The organism is Halomonas sp. GXIMD04776 (assembly GCF_049808615.1).
Lineage (GTDB): Bacteria > Pseudomonadota > Gammaproteobacteria > Pseudomonadales > Halomonadaceae > Modicisalibacter.
Map to the genome: position 1 here is coordinate 20,990 of NZ_JBNCAN010000020.1, position 26,001 is coordinate 46,990.

Annotated in this window: 26 protein-coding genes; 16 read left to right on the forward strand and 10 right to left on the reverse strand. The window is 58.8% G+C overall.

Annotation, left to right across the window (positions count from 1 at the left end):
- Nucleotides 1–7: 7 nt before the first annotated feature.
- The 3 genes from ACPF7Z_RS13815 to gloB form a co-directional block, all read right to left on the reverse strand.
- Nucleotides 8–1,837 (reverse strand): extracellular solute-binding protein, encoded by a 1,830-nt coding sequence (locus tag ACPF7Z_RS13815; protein ID WP_425193907.1) that lies wholly within the window; start codon nucleotides 1,835–1,837, stop codon nucleotides 8–10.
- A gap of 196 nt (nucleotides 1,838–2,033) precedes the next feature.
- Nucleotides 2,034–3,197 (reverse strand): transglycosylase SLT domain-containing protein, encoded by a 1,164-nt coding sequence (locus tag ACPF7Z_RS13820; protein WP_425193830.1) that lies wholly within the window; start codon nucleotides 3,195–3,197, stop codon nucleotides 2,034–2,036.
- 45 nt (nucleotides 3,198–3,242) lie between these two features.
- Complete coding sequence (gene gloB, locus ACPF7Z_RS13825) at nucleotides 3,243–4,010, reverse strand: hydroxyacylglutathione hydrolase (protein WP_425193831.1); 768 nt, start codon at nucleotides 4,008–4,010, stop codon at nucleotides 3,243–3,245.
- 110 nt (nucleotides 4,011–4,120) lie between these two features.
- Here gloB and ACPF7Z_RS13830 point away from each other — a divergent pair, with 110 nt between their 5' ends.
- From ACPF7Z_RS13830 to nudC, 4 genes are read left to right on the forward strand one after another with little or no spacing between them, the layout of a single operon-like run.
- Complete coding sequence (locus ACPF7Z_RS13830) at nucleotides 4,121–4,897, forward strand: methyltransferase domain-containing protein (RefSeq protein WP_425193832.1); 777 nt, start codon at nucleotides 4,121–4,123, stop codon at nucleotides 4,895–4,897.
- Nucleotides 4,890–5,360 (forward strand): ribonuclease HI, encoded by a 471-nt coding sequence (gene rnhA / locus ACPF7Z_RS13835; protein ID WP_425193833.1) that lies wholly within the window; start codon nucleotides 4,890–4,892, stop codon nucleotides 5,358–5,360. The genes ACPF7Z_RS13830 and rnhA overlap by 8 nt, the downstream gene beginning before the upstream one ends.
- A gap of 53 nt (nucleotides 5,361–5,413) precedes the next feature.
- Nucleotides 5,414–6,190, forward strand: coding sequence for a DNA polymerase III subunit epsilon (dnaQ, locus tag ACPF7Z_RS13840; RefSeq protein WP_425193834.1), 777 nt, complete (start codon nucleotides 5,414–5,416; stop codon nucleotides 6,188–6,190).
- Nucleotides 6,190–6,957, forward strand: coding sequence for an NAD(+) diphosphatase (gene nudC, locus ACPF7Z_RS13845; protein ID WP_425193908.1), 768 nt, complete (start codon nucleotides 6,190–6,192; stop codon nucleotides 6,955–6,957). Before dnaQ ends, nudC begins: the two co-directional genes overlap by 1 nt.
- Here the strand turns inward: nudC and ACPF7Z_RS13850 are convergent.
- Complete coding sequence (locus ACPF7Z_RS13850; protein WP_425193835.1) at nucleotides 6,948–7,265, reverse strand: SCP2 sterol-binding domain-containing protein; 318 nt, start codon at nucleotides 7,263–7,265, stop codon at nucleotides 6,948–6,950. The genes nudC and ACPF7Z_RS13850 overlap by 10 nt on opposite strands.
- A 135-nt stretch (nucleotides 7,266–7,400) precedes the next feature.
- Here ACPF7Z_RS13850 and sohB point away from each other — a divergent pair, with 135 nt between their 5' ends.
- Complete coding sequence (sohB, locus tag ACPF7Z_RS13855; RefSeq protein WP_425193836.1) at nucleotides 7,401–8,441, forward strand: protease SohB; 1,041 nt, start codon at nucleotides 7,401–7,403, stop codon at nucleotides 8,439–8,441.
- Between the two features lie 35 nt (nucleotides 8,442–8,476).
- On the opposite strand, the gene ACPF7Z_RS13860 is transcribed toward sohB, so the two are convergent.
- Nucleotides 8,477–8,791, reverse strand: coding sequence for an ArsR/SmtB family transcription factor (locus ACPF7Z_RS13860; protein WP_425193837.1), 315 nt, complete (start codon nucleotides 8,789–8,791; stop codon nucleotides 8,477–8,479).
- Nucleotides 8,792–9,174: 383 nt separating this feature from the next.
- Between ACPF7Z_RS13860 and ACPF7Z_RS13865 the strand changes: the two genes are divergently transcribed.
- The 3 genes from ACPF7Z_RS13865 to ACPF7Z_RS13875 all read left to right on the forward strand — a co-directional run bounded on the left by ACPF7Z_RS13865 (nucleotide 9,175) and on the right by ACPF7Z_RS13875 (nucleotide 12,729).
- Nucleotides 9,175–11,085 carry a propionyl-CoA synthetase gene (locus ACPF7Z_RS13865; RefSeq protein WP_425193838.1) on the forward strand — a complete coding sequence of 637 codons (1,911 nt, stop codon included), beginning with the start codon at nucleotides 9,175–9,177 and terminating at the stop codon, nucleotides 11,083–11,085.
- A gap of 133 nt (nucleotides 11,086–11,218) precedes the next feature.
- Nucleotides 11,219–11,884 (forward strand): 7-cyano-7-deazaguanine/7-aminomethyl-7-deazaguanine transporter, encoded by a 666-nt coding sequence (locus tag ACPF7Z_RS13870; protein WP_425193839.1) that lies wholly within the window; start codon nucleotides 11,219–11,221, stop codon nucleotides 11,882–11,884.
- A gap of 26 nt (nucleotides 11,885–11,910) precedes the next feature.
- Nucleotides 11,911–12,729, forward strand: coding sequence for an alpha/beta fold hydrolase (locus tag ACPF7Z_RS13875; protein WP_425193840.1), 819 nt, complete (start codon nucleotides 11,911–11,913; stop codon nucleotides 12,727–12,729).
- Between the two features lie 20 nt (nucleotides 12,730–12,749).
- On the opposite strand, the gene ACPF7Z_RS13880 is transcribed toward ACPF7Z_RS13875, so the two are convergent.
- Nucleotides 12,750–14,141 (reverse strand): exonuclease domain-containing protein, encoded by a 1,392-nt coding sequence (locus ACPF7Z_RS13880; RefSeq protein ID WP_425193841.1) that lies wholly within the window; start codon nucleotides 14,139–14,141, stop codon nucleotides 12,750–12,752.
- Nucleotides 14,142–14,159: 18 nt separating this feature from the next.
- Nucleotides 14,160–15,326, reverse strand: a complete 1,167-nt coding sequence (locus tag ACPF7Z_RS13885) for an ABC transporter substrate-binding protein (RefSeq protein WP_425193842.1) — start codon at nucleotides 15,324–15,326, stop codon at nucleotides 14,160–14,162.
- A gap of 198 nt (nucleotides 15,327–15,524) precedes the next feature.
- Here ACPF7Z_RS13885 and ACPF7Z_RS13890 point away from each other — a divergent pair, with 198 nt between their 5' ends.
- On the forward strand, nucleotides 15,525–17,234 hold the full coding sequence (locus ACPF7Z_RS13890) for a potassium/proton antiporter (protein ID WP_425193843.1): 1,710 nt from the start codon (nucleotides 15,525–15,527) through the stop codon (nucleotides 17,232–17,234).
- 70 nt (nucleotides 17,235–17,304) lie between these two features.
- Here ACPF7Z_RS13890 and ACPF7Z_RS13895 read toward each other — a convergent pair whose 3' ends face one another.
- The 3 genes from ACPF7Z_RS13895 to ACPF7Z_RS13905 form a co-directional block, all read right to left on the reverse strand.
- Nucleotides 17,305–17,757 (reverse strand): DUF2501 domain-containing protein, encoded by a 453-nt coding sequence (locus ACPF7Z_RS13895; protein ID WP_425193844.1) that lies wholly within the window; start codon nucleotides 17,755–17,757, stop codon nucleotides 17,305–17,307.
- Between the two features lie 206 nt (nucleotides 17,758–17,963).
- Nucleotides 17,964–18,512 (reverse strand): porin family protein, encoded by a 549-nt coding sequence (locus tag ACPF7Z_RS13900; protein ID WP_425193845.1) that lies wholly within the window; start codon nucleotides 18,510–18,512, stop codon nucleotides 17,964–17,966.
- Between the two features lie 222 nt (nucleotides 18,513–18,734).
- Nucleotides 18,735–19,637 carry a LysR family transcriptional regulator gene (locus ACPF7Z_RS13905; protein ID WP_425193846.1) on the reverse strand — a complete coding sequence of 301 codons (903 nt, stop codon included), beginning with the start codon at nucleotides 19,635–19,637 and terminating at the stop codon, nucleotides 18,735–18,737.
- Nucleotides 19,638–19,741: 104 nt separating this feature from the next.
- On the opposite strand from ACPF7Z_RS13905, the gene ACPF7Z_RS13910 reads away from it, so the two are divergent.
- Genes ACPF7Z_RS13910 through benD form a run of 7 tightly spaced genes read left to right on the forward strand, consistent with a single transcriptional unit; the run spans nucleotide 19,742 to nucleotide 25,959 of the window.
- Complete coding sequence (locus ACPF7Z_RS13910) at nucleotides 19,742–20,860, forward strand: muconate/chloromuconate family cycloisomerase (RefSeq protein ID WP_425193847.1); 1,119 nt, start codon at nucleotides 19,742–19,744, stop codon at nucleotides 20,858–20,860.
- Nucleotides 20,861–20,906: 46 nt separating this feature from the next.
- Nucleotides 20,907–21,197: a muconolactone Delta-isomerase gene (catC, locus tag ACPF7Z_RS13915; RefSeq protein ID WP_425193848.1), complete on the forward strand. Its 291-nt coding sequence runs from the start codon at nucleotides 20,907–20,909 to the stop codon at nucleotides 21,195–21,197.
- A gap of 41 nt (nucleotides 21,198–21,238) precedes the next feature.
- Nucleotides 21,239–22,177, forward strand: coding sequence for a catechol 1,2-dioxygenase (gene catA, locus ACPF7Z_RS13920; protein WP_425193849.1), 939 nt, complete (start codon nucleotides 21,239–21,241; stop codon nucleotides 22,175–22,177).
- 34 nt (nucleotides 22,178–22,211) lie between these two features.
- The gene (locus tag ACPF7Z_RS13925; protein ID WP_425193850.1) at nucleotides 22,212–23,582 is read left to right on the forward strand and encodes a Rieske 2Fe-2S domain-containing protein; all 1,371 of its coding nucleotides are present in this window, start codon (nucleotides 22,212–22,214) and stop codon (nucleotides 23,580–23,582) included.
- A gap of 34 nt (nucleotides 23,583–23,616) precedes the next feature.
- Nucleotides 23,617–24,108, forward strand: coding sequence for a benzoate 1,2-dioxygenase small subunit (gene benB, locus ACPF7Z_RS13930; protein WP_425193851.1), 492 nt, complete (start codon nucleotides 23,617–23,619; stop codon nucleotides 24,106–24,108).
- 28 nt (nucleotides 24,109–24,136) lie between these two features.
- Nucleotides 24,137–25,168 (forward strand): benzoate 1,2-dioxygenase electron transfer component BenC, encoded by a 1,032-nt coding sequence (gene benC, locus ACPF7Z_RS13935; protein WP_425193852.1) that lies wholly within the window; start codon nucleotides 24,137–24,139, stop codon nucleotides 25,166–25,168.
- The gene (gene benD, locus ACPF7Z_RS13940; protein WP_425193853.1) at nucleotides 25,165–25,959 is read left to right on the forward strand and encodes a benzoate diol dehydrogenase BenD; all 795 of its coding nucleotides are present in this window, start codon (nucleotides 25,165–25,167) and stop codon (nucleotides 25,957–25,959) included. Before benC ends, benD begins: the two co-directional genes overlap by 4 nt.
- Nucleotides 25,960–26,001 lie beyond the last annotated feature (42 nt).

Consider the following 26,001-nt stretch of genomic DNA (forward strand, 5'->3'; position numbering starts at 1 on the left):
CCTTAGCTTAGCGTTGGCGACCGCCGTGCTGGCGCTGATTGATCGTCTTGGCCCGCTCAGGGTCGACCCACCAGGCGTCCAGATCGATATTGTATTCTGGATGCGGGTCGGGGTAGCCATACTTGTCCCACAGCGCGATTCGCGTTGCGGCGAGGTGGAATTGCGGAATGACATAGAATCCCCAGCGCAGCACCCGGTCCAGGGCCTGGGCTGCGGTGTCGAGTTGCTGGCGTGTTTCGGCACGAATCAGTTTTTCCACCAGGTCGTCGATGACCGGATTCTTGAGGCCGATGAGATTGCGGCTTTGTGGTTGGTCCGCAAAGTCGCTGGTCCAGAATTCGCGCTGTTCGTTGCCTGGGTTGGCGGACTGCGGAAAGCTGCCGATGATCATGTCGAAATCGAAACTGCGCAGGCGATTGAGATATTGATTGACATCCACAATACGAATCTTGCCCTTGATGCCGATGCGTTCGAGGTTGCGCAATAGCGGCTGGGCGATACGCTCGAACTGCGAATCGTAAAGTAGAATCTCCAGTGTAAAAGGCTGTTTGCTCTCGCGGTTGATCAGTTGGCCATTCTGCACCTCGTAGCCGGCTTCCCGCAGCAGACCCAGCGCTTCGCGCAGGCGCGGACGTATATCGTCAGGGTGCTCCACCGGCAGTGGTTCTTCAAAGACACGCTTGGGCAGTTGATCGCGGTGAGGTTCGAGCAGCGCAAGTTCACCGGCGCTGGGCATGCCTTGGGCGGCCATTTCGGAGTTTTCGAAGTAGCTGTGGGTGCGCTCATAGGCGCCGTAGAATATATTGTCGTTCAACCAGGGGAAGTCGAAGGCAAGGTTCAACGCCTCGCGTACCCGTACGTCCTTGAACTTGTCGCGGCGCAGGTTCATGACATAGGCTTGCATCCCCGCTGGCTGCCCGTCGGGAATCTGCAGCTTTTCGACAAAGCCTTGCTTCAATGCAGGGAAATCGTAAGCGGTCGCCCAATTGCGTGCGCTCGACTCGATACGCATGTCCAGGTTACCGGCCTTGAAGGCCTCCAGTGCCACTGTCTGGTCGCGGTAATAATCGAAAATCAGACGATTGATGTTGTGGCGTCCGCGGTTGACCGGAAGATCCTCCCCCCAATAGTCTTCGACTCGCTCATAGACGATACGTCGCCCCGGGTCGACCTGGGCGATGCGATATGGGCCGGAGCCGAGCAGGGGGTTGAGTGTCGGTGTGGCGAAGTCGCGATCCTGCCAGAAATGCTCCGGTAGAATCGGCAACTGACCCAGGATCAGCGGCAGTTCGCGGGAATTGTTCGGGCTGAAGTCGAAACGCACGGTATCGTCGTCCAGACGCTGTGCCGAGGTTACATCCGCGTAATAGGCGGCATAGAAGGGCTGGCCTTCATCGCGCAGCAGACGAAAGCTGAACACCACATCCTCGGCGGTCACCGGTTCACCATCGTGAAAGGTGGCTTCGGGATGTAGATCGAACTCCATCCAACGGCGATCCGGGTCCAGTCGCACCCCCTCGGCGAGCAACCCGTACATGGTGAACGGCTCGTCGGGATTGTTCACCATCAAGGTGTCGTAGATCTGGGCGAGACCGCTGGCGGGAGTACCCTTGACGATGAACGGATTGGTCGAGTCGAAGCTGCCGATGGTGGCACGATTGAGCTCGCCACCTTTCGGGGCATCGGGATTGACATACGAAAAATGCGTGAAGTCATCAGGCAGTGCCGGTTCGTCGTACATGGCAAGGCCTTGCACGGTAGGTACCTTGTCGGCGGTGGCGGCAAACGCAAACCCAGAAAATGACAAGACCGCGGCGGCGAGAATGGCCTTACCCATGCGCAACATCAATGCTCCTTTCGACCATTGTTCGGCGCATAGCACTGCGCCGGTTCACTTGTGCGTAAAGTGTCAGCCCCAGGCACGATTGTAAATACCGGCCCGCTGCCAGTTCGTTTGAGTTCTGCTTCGCGCGCGGCCGATTCGCGGCTTCGGTTGGCGTCAGTAAGCCGCAGTGAAAATGACGTGCAAAGCGTTATCGGCGAACCAGGGTGTTGGGATGTTTCTCCGCTCCTCCCTGCGCCGGTATGTTCAATATCTGGCCGACGTGGATGACGTCACCCCGCAAACCGTTGTAACGACGCAATTCGTTGACGGAGACTGCATAGCGGGCGGCCAGGGCGGATAATGAATCGCCGCGGCGTACCTGATAACGATCGCCGCGGGCAAACGCTTCCTGGCGTTCGGCCAACAATGAGACCAGCGTATTCTTGAAACTGTGTGGCACCAGCAATTCCGGGGCCCGGGAGGGCAGCGTGATTTTCTGCAACAAGCCGGGATTGAGGTATTCCAGTCGTGAACGACTGATGCCGGTCATCTGCGCCACCTGAGCAAGATCGAGTCGCCCTTCGATCGGTACCCGGGCGAAGGCGGGTTGGTCGGGAACACTGGGCAAGGCAATATCATAGCGATCCGGATCGGCGATCATGCGCGAGAGTGCCAGGAGTTTGGGCACATAGTTCATGGTCTGACGCGGCAATCTCAAGCTCCAGTAATCCCCGGATTTGCCTGCGGCGATAGCGCCACGACGGGCACGATTGACCGTGCCGGCGCCGGCGTTGTAAGCCGCGAGCGAGAGTTCGATATCACCGTTGTACCATTGATCGGCTTGCTGCTGGATATAGTCCAGGGCTGCCTTGGTGGAGGCGATGACATCGAGGCGGCCGTCATAGGCCCTGTCTCGACGCAAGCCGAGGGCGTCGCCCGTGCCCGGCATGAATTGCCACATGCCGGTGGCGCCGCCGGAATGCCGCGCGGTCGGATCGTAGGCGCTTTCGATGAAGGGGAGCAGAGCGATTTCACCGGGCATGTCGCGCCGCTCGAGTTCACTGACGACCCAGTATAGCCAGGGGCGCGCCCGCTCGGCGATCGTGGTGATATTGCCTGGATAGCGGCGGTAGTAGTCGATCCATTTCTGTACCCGCGGCTCCTGGGCATCGATCTCCCATTGGAAATTGTCGCGCATGCGTGTCCAGATATCGCCTTGAGCAAAGGGTTGCAGCATCAATGCATCCCAAAATGGCGACGTGGACGTTGTGGAAGGCAAGGCGTTGGTCTGGGCATGGGCCGAGACGCTGAGCGTTAGAAGAAGTCCTCCTGCCAGGCGGCATACCCGGCGGCGCAATGGGTGCTGAGTCATTTAATGTGTGTCCTCGCTGGCGCGCAGAGCGGCGTCCTAGCTACTTTAAAAATTGTCTTTCCAGGTACGCAGTGTCGCGAACGTACTCTCGGTCGAGTCGGTAGCACCATGGGTACCCACCGTTGAACGCAGCTGTTCGTTGTCGACCCGTAAGAACGGATTGATCTGACGCTCGCGACCAATCGTGCTTGGCAGTGTCGGCCGGTCCAGATCGCGCGCACGCTGACATTCATTCATCAAACGATCACGAACCTTATTATCCGGTTCTGCGGCCTGGGCAAAGCGAAGATTAGCGAGGGTATATTCATGCGCTGCGAATACTAACGTATCTTCCGGGAGGGCGGTCAGTCGCGACAATGACGCATGCATCTGTTCGGGGCTGCCTTCGAACAAGCGCCCACAGCCTCCGCAGAAGAGGGTGTCACCGCAAAACAGCAAGGACGGCGTACCGGAGGCGAAGAAGGCTATGTGATCCAATGTGTGTCCCGGAACCGCCATCACCTCGAAGCGACGACCTAGTACGCGGAAGTCGTCACCGTCTCCCACGCGCTCCTGAACCTCTTTGATGTCAGGATTATGCGGGCCGATGACTCGCGGCGAGTAGCGCTTGGTGAGTTCGGGCAGCCCACCGGTATGGTCATGATGATGATGGGTGATCAGAATTGTGGAAAGATTAAGATTTTCCCGTTCTAGATATTTCATCACCGGCTTGGCGTCTCCCGGATCGACCACTGCAACATCAGTGGTAGAGTCTTGACGCAATAGCCAGATATAGTTGTCATTAAAGGCGGGAATCGGTATCACGCTCAGCATGAAAGTCTTACCTCGGTACGGTTGTCCACCCACCGTCTGCCCACCATGACTGGGTTGACGGGAAGACAGACTGCACGAAATGTGCCTAACCATGGGGGCGCGAGCGTTCTGTGTCAAATTCTAATATGACGATATCCTTGGCCCAGCTGGTGCGCAGGGGGCGTCTTTACTGGTCCTCTCCAGCCGGACGCGCGCACTGGCAAGCCGAACGCGCCTGTATCGGGCCGGTCTGCGAGCGCCTGTTTGGCGTCCATAGTCTGCATCTTGGGATGGCGCCTCGGCTGACGGACATGTGTCAGATTCGACATTCGCTGACCTGGGCGCCGACCCGAGAACTGGCTGAAGACGATGCTTGCCTGGTCTGCGATCCGACCCGCTTGCCATTGCCGGATGACAGCCTCTCCCTGGTGGTGGTGCATCATATGCTGGAAGTGGCGCCGGAACCCCATCGGCTGTTGCAGGAGGCGACCCGCGTCATGGCGGATAACGGATGCCTGATCATCTTTGGCTGGTTTCCCCTGGGCATCGAGGGTGCGCGCCGGATCTGGCCACGTAGTCGCGTCAATATGCCGCGCTGTGGTCGTTGGCGAACTCCGGGGCGTCTGGGTGACTGGCTCGCGTTTGTCGACTTTGAAATCGAGCGGGTAGACTATTGCGGCTTTCGCTTGCCGGGCAGATTGCCGAGCAACGCCAAGCTTGAATCCATCGGACGGCGTTACAATCTGCCGTTCAGCGATATGTACATGATTCGTGCTCGGCCCAAAACGCAGCGGGCGCAGATCGTTCGCCCCGGTCTTACGACGCCAGTCATGGGCCGGCCGCTACTGGGTAATTCGCCGCGGGTGGCGAGTGAACAAAAACGCAAACAGGTGAGTGAGGTTGACTGACAAAGCACTGCCCGAGGTGATCATCCATACCGATGGCGCCTGCCGTGGCAACCCAGGGCCGGGTGGCTGGGGCGCGCTTCTCAACGCGGGACGCCATGAAAAGACACTCAATGGCTTCGAAGCCACAACGACCAACAACCGCATGGAATTGATGGCGGCGATCATGGCACTGCGTGAACTCAAACGCCCTTGTCGGGTGGAACTGCATACCGATTCGCAGTATCTACGCAAGGGGATCACCGAGTGGATTCATGGCTGGCAGAAACGCGGTTGGAAAACCGCTGCCAAGCAGCCGGTCAAGAATGCCGAACTGTGGCGTGAACTGCTCGCCGAAAGCCAGCGCCACGATGTGCACTGGCATTGGGTCAAGGGTCACAGTGGCCATCCGGGTAACGAGCGGGCCGATGCCCTGGCCAACGAGGCGATCGATGCCGCAATGAAACGACAAGGTTCCCGCGTTTAGATTCAAGGCGTTTTCACACAATCAGTTACATCCAGGCGACAACGAGGCATTCCATGCGCCAGATCATTCTGGATACCGAAACCACCGGTATCGATCCCAAGGAGGGGCATCGCCTCATCGAGATTGGGGCCGTCGAGATGGTCAATCGCCGCTTGACCGGCAATACCTATCATCAGTACATCAATCCCGAGCGCGAAATCGACGCCGAGGCCATCGGCATTCATGGCATCACCAACGAGCGCGTGGCGGATGAACCGCGGTTTGCCGAGGTGGCGGATGCCTTCTGGACCTTCATTCAGGGGGCAGAACTGGTCATTCACAATGCCGCGTTCGATGTGGGCTTCATCGATCATGAATTTGGCCTGTTGAATGCCCGCCGTGGTGAGCCTCGATTGGGACCGGTAGCGGATCACTGTGCCATTCTCGATACGCTCAAGCTCGCACGGGACAAGCACCCGGGGCAGCGCAACAGCCTGGATGCCCTGTGTAAGCGTTACGAGATAGACAATGGTCACCGCGTACTGCATGGGGCGTTGCTCGATGCGGAAATATTGGCCGATGTGTATCTGGCGATGACCGGGGGCCAAACGGCATTGCTACTCGATGCCGATGCCCAGGCCGGCTCCAACAGCGGGGGGATCAGTGGCATTCAGCGTCTGTCCGCGGAACGATCCAGGCTCACGGTGACGAGGCCGAGTCCGGCGGAGCTCGAGGCGCATCATGCCAAGCTTTCGCGCATTCGTGAAAACGCAGGGGAGTGCGCCTGGGACGCCTTGGCCTGGGAGGCATCCGAGGCTGGCCACATCCTCGATACCTCGGCGAAATCTTGATGTTTCGGCGTGATCTTCCCTCGGCGGAGCAGCGCGGGGGCTGGCTGATTCGCATCGGCGAGCGCAGCACGATCGCGCCCGCCAGTGAAGACGATGTGCTGGAATTCGTCGATGAATGGCCGCAAACCGCTCAGCCCATCGGTTTCTGGAATGAGCAGCCGGCAGCGGTCAATTTTGAGCCTGAAGCGTTTCAATGGCCCGCGGCAAGAGAATGGTTGGCCCGTCTGCCGGAGTCAAAGTTCACCTTGATTTCGACGGCGTTACAGGTCGTGGCTTGGCAGCGGGATCATCGCTTCTGTGGCCGCTGCGGTCAGGCTGCAGAGCGAGTGGGCGGTGAATTCGCCATGCAGTGTCCAACTTGTGGGCATCGCAACTATCCGCGTATATCGCCTTGTATCATCACGCTGGTGACCCATGGCGAGGATCTGTTGCTGGCTCGCAGTCCACGCTTCCCCCCCGGGCGTTATTCGACCCTGGCGGGATTCATAGAGCCGGGTGAAACGGCGGAAGACGCGGTACATCGTGAAATTTACGAGGAGGTCGGTCTGACGGTGCGGAATCTTAGCTATTACCGCAGCCAGCCCTGGCCATTTCCCCACTCGTTGATGCTCGGATTCTTCGCCGAGGCCGCGACCCGACGTATTCGCATCGATGGCGTCGAGATTGCCGATGCAGCCTGGTATACGCCGCGGCGGCTACCGCAACTGCCGCCGCCGTACTCGATCTCGCGAGCGCTGATCGAGGCGCATCTCAAGGCTTATTCCTGAGGAAAAAGCGTGCTGAGCTTGGTGGCCAGCATCAGGTTGCCGGTGGCTTTCAATTTCCCGGACATGAAGGCGTGCATGCCGTCGATCTCGCCGTTCAATAGGCCTTTGAGCGTGGTGCTGTCGGTCGCCAGAGTCACGGAAGGGTCATCGTGTTCGCCGGAGTGTATACCGAGCGTGCCGTCCTGAACGTGGAGATAATAATCCTCGGCATCACTGACATTGAACTGGAAGACATCGTCCATGCCCTGGGCCGCCTGAGGATCGAAACGGGTTTTTAAACGCTCTAGGGTGGCGCTGTGGTTGGTCATCGAGGCTCCTGTCATGCGGTTGGAATTCTGTTGAGAAGGGAGGGCGAATGTGTGGCAAATAGTCAGTTCACGTCAAGGGTTGGCTGCTAAATGTCCATGAACTCGACACTACGAAAATGATGAAGAGAGGTCCAAGTGAGCGAATGGCTGGCGGAATACGGCATGTTTTTGGCGCAGGTGATCACTCTGGCTCTGATCATTGTGATCTTGATTGCATTGGCGGGCAAAGCTCGAGGGCATGAGGAACATAGCCGGCTCCGAGTCGAGGAACTCAACAAACGTCTGCGTTCCCGACAGCGTCGCCTGCGCCTGACCGGCATGAATCGCAAGCGGCGCAAGATGGCCCTGAAGCGTTTCAAGAAAGATGACAAGCACGAAGCCCGCGCCCCTGAAAGCAGTGAAAGCGAGCAGCGGAAGCCAACGGTCTGGGTGCTGGATTTCAAAGGGGATATCAAGGCATCGGCCACCACGCGCTTCGGCGAGGAGATCTCCGCCTTGCTAGGCGTGATCAACGAGGATGACGAGGTAGTCCTGCGCCTCGAGTCGCCCGGTGGGCTGGTCCACGCCTACGGTCTTGCGGCGGCGCAATTCGATCGTCTGCGCGAGGCAAAGGTGACCACCACGGTGTGTATCGATAAGGTCGCGGCCAGCGGTGGCTATCTCATGGCCTGCTGTGCGGATCGCTTGCGGGCAGCGCCCTTCGCCGTGATCGGTTCCATCGGGGTGGTGGCGCAGCTACCCAATATTCATCGTCTACTCAAGAAAAACGATATCGATGTCGAATTGCTGACCGCCGGGCGTTACAAGCGCACCTTGACGGTGCTGGGGGAAAACACTGAAGAAGGCCGGGAAAAGTTCCTTGATGACTTGGAAAATACCCACGAACTTTTCAAGCGTTATGTCAGTGAACGGCGTCCCGAGCTCGATATCGAGGCCGTGGCTACCGGCGAGATATGGTATGGCAGCGAGGCGGTGAAGAACGGCCTGATCGACGACCTGGGTACTAGCGAAGCCTATCTCCTCGAGCGCATGGCCCATGCTCGCGTGATGACGCTTGCATTGGAGAAAAAGCGCGGGCTGGCGGAGCGTGCTGGGTTGGCTGTTTCAATGGGGCTCGAGCACGCAGTGCAGCGTGTGTATGAAGTGCTCGAAGCGGGCGGCTGGCAGCGGCGTTGAGCCTTGCTTCGATTGAGACCCGGTGTTAAGACCTGTCAGGCATAAAGCTTGGCGAGAGTGTCCACCACGGTACGTGCCTCTTGACCTTGCAGCGAGTAGTAGATCGTCTGGGATGAGCGCCGTGTAGTGACCAGTCCCTCGCGCCGCAAGATGGCCAGATGCTGGGACAGGGCGGATTGACTCAAGGCCAGGCGAGAATTCAGTTCCGAAACGGATAGCTCCGTCTCGTCAAGCAGGCACAGTATGCGCAGACGATTTTCGTTGGCCATGGCCTTGAGAAGGTTGGTGGCGTCGGCGACGATGCCATCACCTTTTTCGAGTAGCTGTGCCGCAGCTTGACGAGTGCTCATTGTAATTCTCCTTTGCGTCTTGCGGTGGTGGCGGGAACCCCATTCGGCGCTCGTTCGGCTGGCGCCGGCTACTTCGTTTATATCCTCATTTAGTAAGTCTTGAATAACTCCGGGATACTTGTCCAAACGGATATTTAACGATAAATCATCGTGCGGTAATGGGCCTGGTGGCGCTCCAGTACATTCATTGTCGACAATGTGATTGCGGTTTTGGCTCTGAAGACTCATTTATTGTGCTTTTTTGTCCGAGATTAGCCGATGGTATGAGTGGAAAGCGCTACGACATCGCCTAAAGTGTCAACAATCGGCGGTTTGAGAAGCGATGCCGCTGTTGAGCCCTAGCGTTGACCCTTTGGCGTATTCCCTAACGAGGCGGGTTTTTCATGCATACCTACCAGACCGAGTTTCAGCAATCGATTCAGCACCCCGAAGCGTTCTGGGCAGAACAAGCCCAGCGCATATCCTGGTTCACGTCGCCGCAGACCATCCTTAGTTACGATGAACAACATCATGCGCGCTGGTATGACGACGGCGAGCTGAATATCTGCCATGTGGCATTGGATCATCACGTCGAGAACGGTCGTGGCGACCAGCCGGCGATCTTTTGGGATTCGCCGGTGTCCGGTCAGCAACGACAACTGAGTTACCGTGAATTGCGCGATCAGGTAGCGACCTTCGCCGGTGCCTTGGCAGGCCTGGGTGTGGAAAAGGGCGATCGCGTGGTCATCTACATGCCCATGGTGCCCGAGGCGCTGGTGGCGATGTATGCCTGCGCACGCCTGGGGGCAATTCATTCGGTAGTGTTCGGCGGCTTTGCGCCTCATGAATTGGCAATGCGCATCGAGGACGCCGAACCCAAGGTGGTGGTGGCTGCTTCCTGTGGCATTGAAATCGATACGGTCCTGCCTTACAAGCCGATCGTCGACAAGGCAATCGCCAGTAGTGCTTATAAGCCATCGGCATGTGTGATTCTGCAGCGTGAGCAGGCCCAGGCCGATCTGGGCGATATCGATCACGACTGGCAGACGTTGGTGGAAAACGCTGCGCCTGCGGACTGCGTGCCGGTCAAGGGTACCGATCCTCTCTACATCCTCTACACCTCGGGTACGACCGGTAAGCCCAAGGGCGTGGTGCGCGATCATGGCGGCTATGCGGTGGCACTGCACTATTCCATGGAGCGTGTCTACGGAATGGCGCCGGGGGAGGTGTTCTTTTCGGCCTCGGATGTTGGCTGGGTGGTAGGGCATTCCTACATTGTCTATGCGCCCTTGATTCTGGGATGCACCACCGTCGTTTATGAAGGCAAGCCGGTGCGCACCCCGGATGCGGGGGCGTTCTGGCGACTCATTTCCGAGTATCGTGTAAAGGCATTCTTTACTGCGCCGACCGCGTTTCGCGCCGTCAAGAAAGAGGACCCGGATGGCAAGTGGTTGGAAAAATACGATATTTCCTGTCTCAAGACGTTGTTCCTGGCCGGGGAACGTCTGGACCCCCCGACCTTTCACTGGCTTGATGACCTGCTCGACGTACCGGTGATCGATCATTGGTGGCAGACCGAAACCGGCTGGGCCATCGCCGCCAACCTGCAAGGACTCGAGCCCATGCCGGTCAAGCCCGGTTCCGCGACGGTGCCGGTGCCTGGCTACAATGTGCAGGTGCTCAATCGTCAGGGGGAGCCCGCCACGGATTATGAGCAGGGTAGTATCGTCATACGTCAGCCCATGCCACCAGGGTGTCTTACGGGTATCTGGCGCAATCCCAAGCGATTTCATCAGGCCTACATGGCGACATTCCCCGACTGTTACCTGACTGGCGACGGGGGCTACTTCGACGAGGACGGCTATCTGTTCATCATGGGACGTACCGATGATGTCATCAACGTGGCGGGCCATCGTCTGTCCACCGGTGAGATGGAAGAGGTGCTGGGTTCGCATTCGGCGGTGGCGGAATGTGCCGTGATCGGCATTCTCGACGATCTGAAAGGGCAGGTGCCTCTCGGATTGGTAATACCCAAGGATGGCTTCGATGGCGATACAGACACCCTTGAAAAGGAGTTGATCGCACTGGTTCGCGCGCAGATCGGTCCCGTGGCTTCCTTGAAGCAGGTGCTGGTGGTATCGCGGCTGCCCAAGACGCGTTCCGGCAAGATACTGCGCAAACTCCTGCGTACCATTGCCGATGGCAAGGAGTTCGGCATGCCCTCCACCATCGATGATCCCACCAGTCTTCAGGAGGTACATGAACATATGGTGGATCGGGAAGTGGGGGCGGCGCACCAGTCACGGCAAGTTTAAGCAGCTGTTTTGAACTGCTGCATAGGGCCCGCTTTTAGCGGGCCCGATTTGTGGGTACCATGCACCGCTCGAATCATTCCCATCGATGCACGAGGGTTCCCTCACCCCTCGGCGGTACAAAAAGGACTTCTCGATGCTGTTGTTGTCCGAAGGGCAAAAACGCCGCTGCCTGATAGCGCTGGTGGCGTTTCATATTCTCGTGATCGCCGCGAGCAATTATCTGGTGCAGCTGCCGTTTACGATCGCGGGCTTGCACACCACCTGGGGCGCGTTCAGTTTCCCGTTCATCTTCCTGGCCACGGATCTTACCGTCAGGCTCTTTGGCAAAGGGCCGGCGCGGGTGATCATCGCCCGGGTCATGCTGCCGGCACTGGTGGTTTCCTATGTATTGTCCGTCATGTTCGAGAAAGGGGAGTTCCGTAGTCTTGACGCTCTCGGCGACTTCAATCTGTTCGTTGCACGTATCGCGCTGGCCAGTTTCATGGCTTACGTGATTGGTCAGTTACTCGATATTCAGGTGTTCGATCGACTGCGACGCAGTGCCCGCTGGTGGGTAGCGCCGGCGCTTTCGACGATACTCGGTAATCTGGCGGATACCTTTGCATTTTTCGCCATTGCCTTTCATCAAGGGCCAGATGCCTTCATGGCCAGCCATTGGGTAGAAATCGCCTGGGTCGATTACGCGGTCAAATTGACCGTCTCGCTGACACTGTTCTTGCCCATGTACGGCTTGCTGCTGGGATGGTTGAGCCGGTGCCTGCTACGCTGGGGGGCAAGGCCGTCACCGGAAGGCATTTAAGCATAAGGGTTGAAAAGGAAGACACCATGAGCGATTCGGTCGAACTCCACTATCAGGATAGCAATAGGCAAGACAACAACGAGCAGGACAGCAGCGACAGGGATGGCGTGCCATTGGTCGTACTACACGGCCTGTTCGGCAGTGCCGACAACTGGCGCTCTCATGTCAAGAAGTGGCAGCAACAGCGCCGGGTCATCACCGTGGATTTACGCAACCATGGGCGCTCGCCTCATGCCGAAGAAATGAACTATCCCGCGATGGCCCGGGATGTGATCGCTCTGCTCGACGCGCTCGAGATCGAACGCTGCGATCTGCTGGGTCACTCAATGGGGGGCAAAGTGGCAATCACCGTGGCCCGCCTGGCGCCCGAACGCCTGACCTCGTTGATCGTTGCGGATATCGCTCCCGTCGCCTACGGCCACGATCACGACAGTGTCTTTGCCGCCCTTCACCGGGTTGTGGAAGGTGAGCCCACCTCCCGCAAGGAAGCCGATGGATTGATGGCCGATGCAGTGGAGACACCGGCGGTGCGCATGTTCCTGGCCACCAACCTGGTACGCGACGACGACGGTGTGATGCGCTTGCGGATCGGCCTCGACGAAATCGAAGCCGCCTATGAGGATATCATGGCTGTGCCGGCGGGTGAGGGGGCTTATGAAGGTCCGACATTGGTGCTGCGTGGAGCTCATTCCGACTACGTCAGCGATAAGTTCGTCCCTCAATTGAAGGAAGTCTTGCCCGAGGCCGAAATCGAGACGTTGGACGCCGGGCACTGGCTGCACGCCGAGGCACCGGAGGCGTTTCAGCAGGCGGTGAATGGGTTTCTCGAACGTCGCTCCTCTTGATGTCCTGGCGAGCGAAGCCATCAAACCAGTAACGGTCGAATCTCGAGTTGCTCCGGCTGGCGAGCCAGAAAACGGTTGAGAATCTTGTAGGTATCCACATCGAAGCGCGCTTTCTGTGTGGTCAGTGAGGCGAGATCGGTTTCACCGAGATGTTCCAGGCTGCCCAAGTAGCACCAGTGATCGACGATATGCCAGACCCGCGTACCGTCCTGGGCGGTTTCGCCGAAGGCGACGCGGCCCGGCCAGGCCCACTGCTGTACTCTGAGGCGTTCGAGTGCCTCTTGGGCTCGGCGGGCATGAGCCTCCAAGGTTTCCTTGCCGCAGCAGGCGCCGGCGCAACGCCCCAGTTGCTGTGCGAAACAGCGACCCCGCCCGGTGGTCAGGCCGAGTACCTGGGGGCATAGACGGTACTCCTCGGCAATCTGGCCCAGTGCATTACGTGCATCACGACGGGTGCGGAACAGACCATAGAGAGTCAATTCCCGGGAAAGATCGAGGTTGTCGCCATCGACCAGAGAAGGCGACAGCTCATCTTCCGGCCAATGCCAACTCACCAGCCGGCTTTGACGGCGTAATTGCCGATTATGGACCGGCATCAGTTCCTTGATCAGTTGCGCCTCGAGTAATTGAGCGCCCAGATCTCCCGCTGTCTCATGCCACTCAAGATCGTGAATCTGCTGACTCAGGCGCATTTCCCGGTCGTTGCGATGATCGCTGTTGAAGTGGCTGAGTACCCGAGCGCGCAGATTGACACTCTTGCCCACGTATAAAATGGCGCGATTCTCGCCGTGGAACAGATATACGCCGGGTCGTTCGGGTAGAGATTGCAGGCGGGCAGGATCCAGGTGCGCCGGCAGGCTGGATTGTCGCAACTGGGCGCGAATCATTGTCTCGAGCTGTTCTTCATCGTGCTGACGGTGCCAGCGCTGCCAGAGTGCCAGCATGGCTCGGGCATCGCCCTCCGCGCGATGACGATCAAAGTCGCTCAGACCGTGGCGGGCAAGCAGTGCATCGAGATTATGATGACGCTGCTGAGGTGCCAGGCGTCGCGACAGCTTGAGCGTGCAGATTACATTAGTGCTGTAATCCAGGCCGGCACGCTTGAATTCGTTGCGCAGAAAACCGTAATCGAAGCGGGCGTTGTGTGCCACCAGCGCGTCAGTATCGAGCCAGGAGAATAGTTCGTTTGCCAGCTCCTCGAAGACGGGGGCGTCTGTCACCATGGCATCATCGATACCGGTGATCTGCTGTATATGCCTGGGAATATCCGTCTGCGGGTTTACCAGGGTGATGAAGCGTTCGATGACCTGTCCGTCGATCACCCGCAGGGCGGCGATTTCAGTAATTCGGTCTCGGGTAGTGCGGGTGCCGGTGGTTTCCAGGTCGATGAAAACGAGAGGGCGATCATTCATGAGAGGGAAGTGAAGTCCTTAAAAATTCTTAGCAGCAGTACGGTTGTCCTGGGGCAGTTCATTACCAATATCCGTCGCGAGACGTTCGACAGGCGCTGCTGTCTCGATCAGACCGCGGCGCAGTAAATAGGTTTCAAGACGCTGATAACGCTGTTGTTGCAGGGCGATGGGGCGCAACGCGAGATAGCGCAGCACATTGGGCCAGGCGCGAGCGTTGGCCAGCGTATCGAGCCCCGGTTCTGCACGTCGTAGCAGCTCCCAGCCCTGGTCGGGGTGATTGATGAGCCATAGGGTTGCCTTTTCCACCGCATCGAGAAAACCGGCGATATCGCGGCGATGTTGGTTCAGCACATCGCGATTGGCTACCAGGATCAGCTCGTCATAGGTCGCTAGGTCGCTCTCTTCAACCATGAACTCGGTGGCCTCGACGCCCTGCTGGGCCAGTTGCTGCTTGCTCACATGACGCATCGTCCCGATGACCGCATCGACCTCGCCGTCGACCAGCGCCGATATCAGCGCGAAATCGATATGGCGCAGTGTTATATCCTCTGGACCGATAGGCTGATCCCGCAACAGTGCGTCCAGCCACATGTGGGCTAGATTTGCATGGACGTAGCCGATCGTCTTGCCTTTCAACTGTGCCAAGCGTTCGATGCCTCCGTCCTGGCGCGTCAATAAGGTCGCCAGGGGGGCGGGAACCAAGGTGCCCACGCGGACCAGGGGAAGGCCCTGCTCGACCAGAAAGTGAAGTTGTGGCTGAGAGGTCAATGCCAGCTCGGCCCGTTGAGCGGCGACCAACTTGGGCGATACGCTCGGGTCGGCAGGGGTGATCAGCGAGACATCCAATCCTTCCCGATCGAATAGGTCGCGCTCCCGCGCCACGATCAAGGGGGCGTGATAGGGCGTTGGATACCAATCGAGCACTACTCGCAGTTGCCTCGAAGGCGGCGGTATCAGTGGTTCCGGGGCCTTATCGGTGACGGGCGGCTGTTCTTGGGCCAGTGCTGGATCAAGAGCCGCGGAGAGACCGTTACCGGACTGTGCGTGTAATGCCACGGCAGCCTTGATCGCTGACGCGCGAACCACGACAGCATCGCTGCTTTGCACCTTCACAATGGTAATAGCGGCAATCGCGAGCAGCAGCACCGACACGACGGCCAGTCTGCGACGCAGTTTCAGGATCATGGCGTTCTCATCCGTTTATGGCATCCCAGGACTGCGTCCGAACACTCGACAGTTTAACCGCGGGGCTCAGACATGCCCAGAGCAGGCAATGATAGGCTCAATGCTTTCAATCCCTTGCGTCACCCAATTTAAGGCACGAAATGCGTTATCAGTGTGTCGATATGGCATACTTAATCCCCCATTTTTCGTGTTGCCACTATGGATAGTATCAATACTCTCTTCATCTTCGCCGGTTCGCTGATTGCCCTTAGTGTACTGGCCAGTCGTCTATCGTCACTGTTCGGTTTACCTCTCCTGCTCATTTTTCTTGCGGTGGGAATGCTTGCCGGTGAAGACGGTATTCTGGGCATTCAGTTCGATAGCTACTCCCTGGCCTTCATCATCGGGCACCTGGCGCTGGCCATGATTCTTCTCGACGGCGGGCTGCGCACGCGCATGAAGACCTTTCGCGTCGGCCTCAAGCCGGCGCTGTCTCTAGCGACTTTTGGTGTTTTCATCACCAGTGCCGTGGTCGGGGTCTTTTCAATGTGGTTCTTCGAGCTGAGTCTCGTTGAAGGCTTGCTGGTGGGGGCGATAGTAGGTTCCACGGATGCGGCGGCGGTTTTTTCGATGCTGCGCGGACAGGGGGTCAATCTCAACGAGCGCGTCGGGGCGACACTCGAGATCGAATCCGGTACCAACGACCCGATGGCGATATTCTTGACCATCACTCTGGTCGAGATTCTGGTGGGGGATATCGGCGGGCCTCTCGAGACATTGCTGATGTTCACCAAGCAGTTTGGTCTGGGGTTGGTGATTGGCGTGGGTGTCGGCTGGCTGTCGGGACGCTTGCTGAGATGGATGGATCTGGCGCCGGGGCTCTATTCCTTGCTGGCGCTTGCCCTGGGCTTTTGTGTCTTTGGTATTACCAGTGCCCTTGGGGGGAGCGGTTTTCTGGCGATTTACCTCGCGGGGTTGATGATCGGCAACCAGCCGGGGCGACATATCAATTTCATCCTGCCGGTACACGATGGCTTGGCCTGGCTGAGCCAGATTGGACTTTTCCTGGTGCTTGGCCTGCTGGTGTCGCCAAGTGAGATGGTGGGGTATGGCGCCCCTGGAGCACTGCTCGCTCTGGTGCTCATTTTCATCGCGCGCCCATTGGCGGTGATACTGGTCATCAAGCCGTTTTTCAATTTTCGTTGGCGTGAGGTCGCTTTCATATCCTGGGTCGGGTTGCGGGGTGCAGTGCCGATCGTCCTCGCTATCTTCCCCGTGGTCGGCGGGGTGGAGAATTCGATACTCTATTTCAACTTGGCGTTTTTCGTGGTGCTGATGTCGCTGTTGATCCAGGGCACGACGTTGTCACTGATGGCGCGCTGGACCAAGACCGAAGTGCCGACCAGCACCGAACCCAGCCGTCGAGGGCCCTTGGGTGTATTGCCCGAAAATGACTTCGAGATGTTCGTTTACGAGGTGAACAACGAGGCGCTTGAAGACGTGCCGATCCGCCTGCTGCGATTTCCCTCCGGGGCGCTGATCTCGGCGCTGTTTCGTCAGCATGTCATGCTGCATCCCAAAGGCAACACGCTTTTGAAACTCGATGATGTGATCTGTGTCATCGGGCGCAGCGAGGATCTTCCGGCGCTCAATCGGCTTTTCAATGGTGATGCGCGTTTGAAGCGCGAGCGGGCCTTCTTCGGCACCTTTACTCTTGACGGGGCCGCCCTCATGAGCGAGGTGGCGAGTGCTTACGGTCTGACCCTGAGCCCCGGCGAGCAGGATATGACGCTAGGCGAGTTCATCTCGCTGCGCGTCGGAGGGCACCCTGTGGTCGGCGATGATGTCGGTTGGCACGGCATTCACTGGGTCGTCAGTGCCATGGAAGGCAACAAGGTCTCCAAGGTGGGGCTCAGGCTCTATCAGTAATCTCGGTGAGATCTTCATCAAGAGGACGACGGCGCCCGTGGACGCCGTGCTGAAAGGGGGAGAGATATCATTAGCCGCCAAGAAACGAAGACATTGCTTTATCGGCAATGGTGCCGCAGACCTTTTCCCCGACTTGATCCTTGATTCCGCTCAGGTCGAAGCTCTTGCCTTCTTCCTGCCCTTTGAGGATACCTTTCATGCCTTGCTGGTACCCCTCGTCCTGAGAGGCTTCCTGCTGCCCCCCGAGTTTGCCCATCAGCTTTTCCTTGACGGTTTGGGTCGCGCTCTTGCTGTAGCCCTGTTCCTGACAGTAGCCGAGCACGCCCGCCACATTGCTCATGCTACCAAGATCGAAAGAGCCCGAAGAAAGCGAACTCAACAAGGAGCCACCGCCTCCGGATGAACCGCCAGACATGAGACTGCCCGCTTTATCCTTGACGCTGTCCATGCTCGATGCCGAACTAACGGGCACCAGAGCAACGGCGGCGATCAGTCCAGCGAGACACGCTAAACGTTTGGTCATGCAATGAACTCCTTATCCGAGTAGTGGTAGCACTATCGCTCCTGATAGTGATTCCAGCATGGCTTGGACAGAAGCTCATTGTAAAGGCGAGGAGTAATGGAATGCATGAATCCCTCGAGCATGGTTCGGTGACTGCCCGATGGCTCATGAAGACAGTGATGAGCTAGAAGAGAAGGGGAGCCGGTCATGGGCTCCCCAAGGATAGGTTAGAATTGGTAGTTCACGCCGGCGCTGATGGCACTGACTTCGTAGTCGGACTTGTCCAGGTAGGACATGTACTCGAGGGTTCCCGAGAAGCGTGGTGAGAAGAAGTTGACCTCGCCGCCGACGCCGAAGGAGAACCCGCCGTCATCGTCGCTTTTGGAGAAACTGCCATACTCTGCGGTGGCCTCGCCCTGAGTAAACCCCGCCAGCGCATAGATCGACGCCACATCCGTCACCGGAAGATGGCCGACCGCGTAGGCGCCGAACAGGTGGTCGATTTCCACCGTTGCATCGGTATTGGAACCATCGACTGACACGTTATCGTCGGAAAGCCCCAACCCAACGCGCCCCTCGACGGAGAAATAGTCGGTCAGATAATGGCCGAAACGTCCCACGAGAACACTCGGATCTGCTTCTATGTCGTAATCTGCTTCGTAACTGGCCTTGGCATACTGAAGACCGGCATAGCTGGTCCCGGCATCGCCGATATCCGCATAGGCGGTGCCGGAAACGAGACCCGCAATAAGCAGAGCGCTGATTTTCAATTTCATTCTAATGACCCTTGCAGCTATTCGTTTGAACGCTCCTGGCCATGGACGGAAATGTCTCACAGCAAAAGCTAATTCATTCTAACGAGCGAGAATCATTTTGAATCAGTGATGTAGAGGGAATTATGGCGCCATATTCGGTGTTAGAAGCGGCTTGCTATGTAACCAATAAGAGACTGCTTTGGTGATACTACAAGATTCCATCATGTCTAATAAAACGATACTTCATGGGTATCGTCCGCTGCGCCGATTCTCCACCAGCACATTCAGGATCTTATTGGCCGCCAGCATGATCTCGGAGGGCACTTCGCCCTTGCGTCGACTGCAGATGATCGGTGTGGTAATGCCGCTATCCGCCAGGTAGGCATAGACGATGCCGTCACGCTTGAGGCGGCTGACCTGCTCGGGCACCAAAGTGATCCCCAATCCCGAGATCACCAGGCCGAGTGCGGTTTGCAGTTCGTTGGCCTCCTGAGCCACCTGTACCTTGAGTCCATGTCGGCGAAACAGTCCCAGTACCATGTCTGCCAGACTGGGCCGGGGTTTGGCCGGGAACAGGATCAGCGGGTCCGTCGCCAATTGCGCCAGTGTCGGGCGCGTATTTTCCAAGGGGTGTCCGGCCGGAAGAGCCACCATCATCGGCTCTTCGAATAACACCTCCTGCTCCACCTCTGGATCGTCAATCAGTAGCCGCCCGAACCCCATGTCGATACGCCCCGCCTTGAGCGCCTGAACCTGCTGTACCGTGATCAACTCTGACAAAGTTAGTTCAAGATCATCCTTTTGTCGTAATCCCCGTACTAGTAGGGGCAACTGCCCGTAGAACACCGATGGCACGAAGCCGATGCCGAATGTCCGGTGCTTACTGCGTGCCATGTGCCGCGTGGATGTCACGGTGACGTCAATCTTTTCAAGGATCTGCAGGGCGTGCTCGTAAAAGAACTGGCCCGCCGGCGTGAGCACCAGTCCCCGGGAATGGCGTTGAAACAGAGGCGCTCCCAGATGGGTCTCCAGGTGCTTGATCTGGCGGGTCAGCGGCGGTTGCGCCATGTGCAGCCGCTCGGCCGCGCGGGTGAGGTTCAACTCCTCGGCCACGGCACAGAAATAGCGCAGATGACGTAGTTCCACGATACCTCCAGGGTATGACAGGGCACCCAAACGATATTGGTTGCCTTGCCTGGATGGGGTCAAGCTCTTCCTATCTTCTTTGATCCTGGAACTGGATGCGCCTCATGACCCCGCTAATCGAATCCATCGAGACTTTACTGGTCGACCTGCCGACCATCCGGCCCCACAAGCTGTCGGTGGCCACCATGGCCTGTCAGACCTTGGTGATCGTGCGCATGCGCCACTCCGATGGCATCGAGGGGCTGGGCGAAGGGACCACTATCGGCGGCTTGAGTTACGGACCGGAAAGCCCCGAGAGCATCAAGCTCAACATCGATACCTATCTGGCACCACTGTTGATCGGCCAGCCTTCGAGCAACCTCAATGCCCTGCGTGCTCGCTTGAATCGCCATGTTCGCGGCAACGCCATCGCCAAGTCGGCGCTGGAAACCGCGCTGCTGGATGCGCAGGGCAAGCGCCTGAATCTTTGTGTAGCGGAGCTGTTGGGTGGAGCGCGCCACGAGTACTTGCCGGTGCTGTGGGTGCTGGCCAGCGGCGATACCCAGAAGGATATCGACGAGGCCTTTCAGCATCTCGAGACTCGCCGCCATTGCAATTTCAAACTCAAGATTGGCGCCAACCCGGTGGACGAGGATGTGCGTCATGTGGCGGCGATCAAGGCGGCTCTTGGTGAGCGTGCCGGTATCCGAGTCGACGTTAATCAAGCCTGGGACGAGGCTACCGCGGTGCGTGGCATCAAGGCGCTACAGGAGGCAGGCATCGAGCTCATCGAGCAGCCCACACCCGCCCGCGATCAGGCCGGCCTGATCCGTCTAGCCAATCGCTTCGACGTCCCCATGCTGGCCGATGAGGCGGTGCAGGATGTTCGCGACGGTCTCGATCTGATCGGCGGCGGCTTCAGCGGTGCCTTCGCCCTGAAGATCGCCAAATCCGGCGGTCCGCGCGGAGCGCTGGAATTGGCCAGCCTGGCCCAGGCCGCGGGCCTCGGTCTCTACGGCGGCACCTTGCTGGAGGGCAGTATCGGCAGCGCCGCCGCGCTGCACGCCTGGGCGACGCTTCCCGAAATGGCCTGGGGCACCGAGATGTTCGCCCCCTTGCTGCTCAAGGACGACATCGTGACCGAATCGCTGAGCTATCGCGACTTCGGCGTCGAGCTACCGAAAGGGCCCGGGCTGGGCATCAGCCTGGACGAAGACAAACTCGCTCATTACGCACGCAAGTAATCGACGACGTGCGCCATCGAGCAAAACCCTCGAAGAGGAGAAGACCATGCTGTTTCAGGTGGAAATGACCGTCAAGCTGCCGCCTGCCATGCCGGCCGAGCAGGCCAACGAGATCAAGGCGAAGGAGAAGGCTTACTCCCAGGAACTGCAACGCCAGGGCAAGTGGCGGCACCTGTGGCGGGTCGCCGGGAGCTACGCCAACGTCAGCATCTTCGACGTCGAGGACAACGCCGAACTGCAGGGCCTGATCAGCAACCTGCCCCTGTTCCCTTACATGGAGATCAGCGTCAAGCCGCTGTGTCGCCATCCATCGTCGATCCGCGAGGACGACCGCTAGACCTGCCATGGCAGAACAATCACAACGATGAGGACACCAGCATGAACGTGAAGATTTACGATACCCCCGAGGTCCAGAACTTTCTGAACGTCGTCAGTGGCTTCGACAAGGACGGTGGCAGCGATCGCGCCAAGCAGATCCTGCATCGATTGCTCTCCGATGTGTACCGGCTGATCGATGATTTCGACGTCTCTCCGGATGAGTTCTGGTCGGCGGTCAATCTGTTCAATGAACTCGGCGGCGCCAAGCAGGGCGGTCTTCTGGCCCCGGGACTGGGCTTCGATCACTATCTGGACATGCGCATGGACGCCGCGGAAGCGCAAGCCGCGATCGAAGGCACCACGCCACGCACCATCGAGGGCCCGCTGTATGTCGCCGGTGCGCCGGTGTCCGAGGGGTTCGCACGCATGGACGACGGCAGTGACAACGACTCCGAGGTCATGTGGCTGACCGGGCAGGTACGCGATACCGCAGGCAAGCCGATTGCCGGTGCCCAGGTGGAGATCTGGCACGCGGACGCGAAGGGCAACTACTCCTTCTTTGACCCGTCCCAGTCCGACTACCACCTGCGTCGCACTATCATCGCCGATAGCGAAGGCCGCTACCGGGCGCGCAGCATCATTCCTTCCGGCTATGGCTGCCCGCCGGATAGCCCTACCCAGCAAGTGCTCGATCTGCTCGGCCGTCACGGTCAGCGCCCGGCGCATATTCACTTCTTCTTCTCTGCCCCGGGCTATCGCCACCTGACCACCCAGATCAACCTGGCCGGCGACCCCTACACCTTCGATGACTTCGCTTTTGCCACGCGAGAGGAGCTGGTGGTGGCGGGCAGACGCATCGAAGATCCCGCAGAAGTTAAGCAGCGTGAACTCGAGGGTCCCTTCACCGAGGTGGTGTTCGACGTGGTGCTGCCGGCGACCGAGGACCCCGAACTGCAGCAGCGTCACAAGCGTGCCCGTGCGCTGGAAGGCGAAGTCTGATCCGATCCGAAGCTTGAGAAAGAGGAGTACCAACATGACAACACAACGACTCGATCATCTTGAAAAGCGTGTTCGCGGCGCCGTCGTCGACGACCCGGAGAACGGTATCTTTCGCTGCCATCGCAGCATGTTCACCGAACCGGACTTCTTTGAGCTGGAAATGAAGCACGTCTTCGAAGGTAACTGGCTGTTTCTGGCCCATGAGAGCCAGATTCCGGAACCAGGCGACTTCTATACCTTGACCATGGGGCGCCAGCCGGTGGTCATCACCCGGGACAAGCAGGGCGAGCTGCATGCAATGCTCAATACCTGCAGCCACCGTGGCGCCACGCTGTGTCGCAAGAGGCGGGGTAACAAGGGCACCTTCACCTGCCCGTTCCACGGTTGGTCGTTCAAGAACGATGGCAAACTGCTCAAGGCCAAGAACGAAAAGACCGGGGCCTATCCGGATGGTTTCAAGAAGGATGGCTCTCACGATCTTAAGAAGCTGCCGCGCTTCGAGAACTATCGCGGCTTCCTGTTCGGCAGCCTGAGCGATGACGTGCTGCCGCTCGATGAACATCTTGGTGAGACCACCAAGATCATCGACAACATCGTCGATCAGGCGCCGGAAGGTCTCGAGATCCTGCGGGGTGCCTCGACCTATACCTTCGAGGGCAACTGGAAGCTGGGCGCGGAAATTGGCGCCGATGGCTATCACGTAAGCTCTGTGCACTGGAACTACGCCTCCACCATGAGCCGTCGCAACTACGATGCCGGCGGCACCAAGGCCGTGGATGCCGACGGCTGGTCGAAGAGCATCGGCGGTTTCTACTCCTACGAGAACGGCCACATGATGCTGTGGACGCGGCTGCTCAACCCGGAAGTGCGTCCGGTCTATACCCGTCAGGACGAGATCACCGAGCGCCTGGGTGAGGCCCGCGCCGACTCCATCGTCAATCAGACGCGCAATCTGTGCCTGTATCCCAACGTCTATCTGATGGATCAGTTCTCCACTCAGATCCGCGTGATCCGCCCGATTTCGGTGACCAAGAGCGAAGTCACCATCTACTGCTTCGCGCCCAAGGGCGAGTCCGCGGAAAACCGTGCGCTGCGCATCCGCCAGTACGAGGATTTCTTCAACGCCAGCGGCATGGGCACACCGGACGACATGGAAGAGTTTCGCGCCTGTCAGAAAGGCTACGAGGCCCGGGCAATGGAATGGAATGATCTGTCGCGAGGTGCCAAGCAGTGGATCGAGGGAGCCGACGACAACGCCCGTGCCATCGAGATGAAACCGTTGATGAGTGGTGCGGCGCCGGAAGACGAAGGCTTGTACGTGTTGCACCACAAGCACTGGATCGAGGAGATGCTGCGCGCCATCGACAAGGAGCGCAGCCAGTACATCGCCGCCGAGAGTGCTTGAACGTCACCACGACACAAGAATGGGAGTGCACCACATGAGTATGAACTTTCTCGATATTCAGGCCTTCATCCACCGCGAGGCGCGGCTGCTGGACGACCGCGAGTGGGACGAGTGGCTGACCTGTTACAGCAAGAATGCGGTGTTCTGGATGCCGACCTGGGACGATGATGACACCCTGGTCACGGATCCGCAGAACGATGTCTCGCTGATCTACTACCCCAACCGCGAGGGGCTGGAGGATCGAGTCTATCGCATCAAGACCGAGCGTTCCGGTGCCACGAGCCTTCCCGAACCGCGCACGACTCACATGATCAGCAACCTGGAGGTACTGAGTCAGCAGGGCGACAAGGTGGAGCTGCGCTTCAACTGGCACAACCTGAGCTATCGCTATCAGGAGACGATCGACTACTTCGGTATCTCCTTCTACACCCTGGATGTGTCCGGCGAGACGCCACTGATCGAAAAGAAGACCGTGCAGCTCAACAACGACAATATCCATCAGGTCATCGATATCTATCACGTCTGAACGGTGACTCGGTGGAGGGAGGACGAACATGAGCTACAACATAGCGCTCAATTTTGAGGATGGCGTGACCCGCTTCATCGGCTGCAAGGAAGGCGAGACGGTACTCGACGCCGCCTATCGCCAGAAGGTCAACCTGCCCATGGACTGCTCGGACGGGGTCTGCGGTACCTGCAAGGGCCACTGCGTGCAGGGCGACTTCGACCTGGGGGACGACTATCTGGAAGACGCGCTTTCCGAGGAAGAGGAGGCCGAAGGTCTGGTGCTGACCTGCCAGATGGTGCCGAGTTCCGATTGCGTGATCCAAGTGCCAATGGCCTCGGCCCTGTGCAAGACCCAGATAGGCGCTTTCGAAGGCAAGGTGGCGGCGATCGAGCCGCTCTCGGAAGACAGCATCGATCTGGTCGTGGACCTTGACGAGAATGCCGAGCTGGCTTTTCTGCCGGGGCAATACGTCCATATTCAGATCCCGGGCAGTGATCAAACCCGATCCTACTCGTTCAGCTCGTTCCCGGGCAGCACGCAGGCCTCGTTCCTGATCCGCAATATTCCTCAGGGGTTGATGAGTGGCTATCTCAACGGCGCCGCCAAGCCTGGGGACCGGCTCACCATGACCGGCCCCATGGGCAGCTTCTACCTTCGGGATATCACCCGGCCGGTGCTGATGCTGGCCGGCGGTACCGGGCTGGCCCCGTTTCTCTCGATGCTTGCTCAATTGGCGGAGAAGGGCTGCGATCAACCGATCCACCTGATCTACGGGGTCAACAAGGACGACCATCTGGTCAAGTGTGAGGCCCTGGACGCCTTTGTCGAAAAATTGCCGGGCTTCAGCTACACCACCGTGGTGGTGGACGAGGCCAGCGATCATCCGCGCAAGGGCTACGTGACCCATCATATGGATCGGAAGGTGCTGAACGATGGCGACGTGGACGTCTATCTGTGCGGGCCACCGCCGATGGTGGATGCGGTACTGCACTACTTCGACGACCAGGGCATTGCGCCCCAGAGCTTTCACTACGAGAAATTCACGCCCAATCAGGCCAAGCAGGAGGGCGCCGCATGAGTATCGACGGAGTTCGATCTTCTCGCTTTCAGGATCGGGTGATGGTGATCACCGGCGCCGCCCAAGGCATCGGGCGGCGGGTCGCCGAACGTGCCGCCATGGAGGGCGCGCGTCTGGCGCTGGTGGATCGTGCCGACTACGTGAAGGAATTGGCCAAGGCGTTGGGTGAACAGGGTGTCGAGGCCATCGCTTTGCAAGCGGATCTCGAGACCTGGGAAGGTGCAGAGGAGGCCATGCAAAAGACCCATGCGCACTTCGGGCGCATCGACGTTTTGATCAACAATGTCGGCGGCACCATCTGGGCCAAGCCCTACGGCCATTACGAGCCGGCGCAGATCGAGGCTGAAGTGCGTCGTTCGCTGTTCCCGACGCTGTGGTGCTGTCGCGCAGCCCTGCCGCATCTGCTCGAAAGCCAGGGCAACATCGTCAACGTCTCCTCTGTGGCCACGCGGGGCGTCAATCGAGTGCCTTATGCCGCGGCCAAGGGGGGGGTCAACGCCCTGACCGTGGCGTTGTCCATCGACTATGCCGACGCTGGGGTGCGCATCAACGCCACCGCCCCCGGTGGCACCGAGGCGCCGCCGAGGCGCACACCGCGCAACAACGAAAACCAGAGTGAGCAGGAGAAGGTGTGGTATCAGCAGCTGATCGATCAGACCACGGCCTCCAGCCTGATGCACCGCTACGGCACTCTGGATGAACAGGCCGGTCCGATCCTGTTTCTGGCCTCCGACGATGCCAGCTATATCACCGGGACGGTCGTGCCGGTGGCCGGTGGCGATCAGGGATAGCCCCTGAGCACTAAAACGAGTCAACAGAGCAGCGCCTTGTTA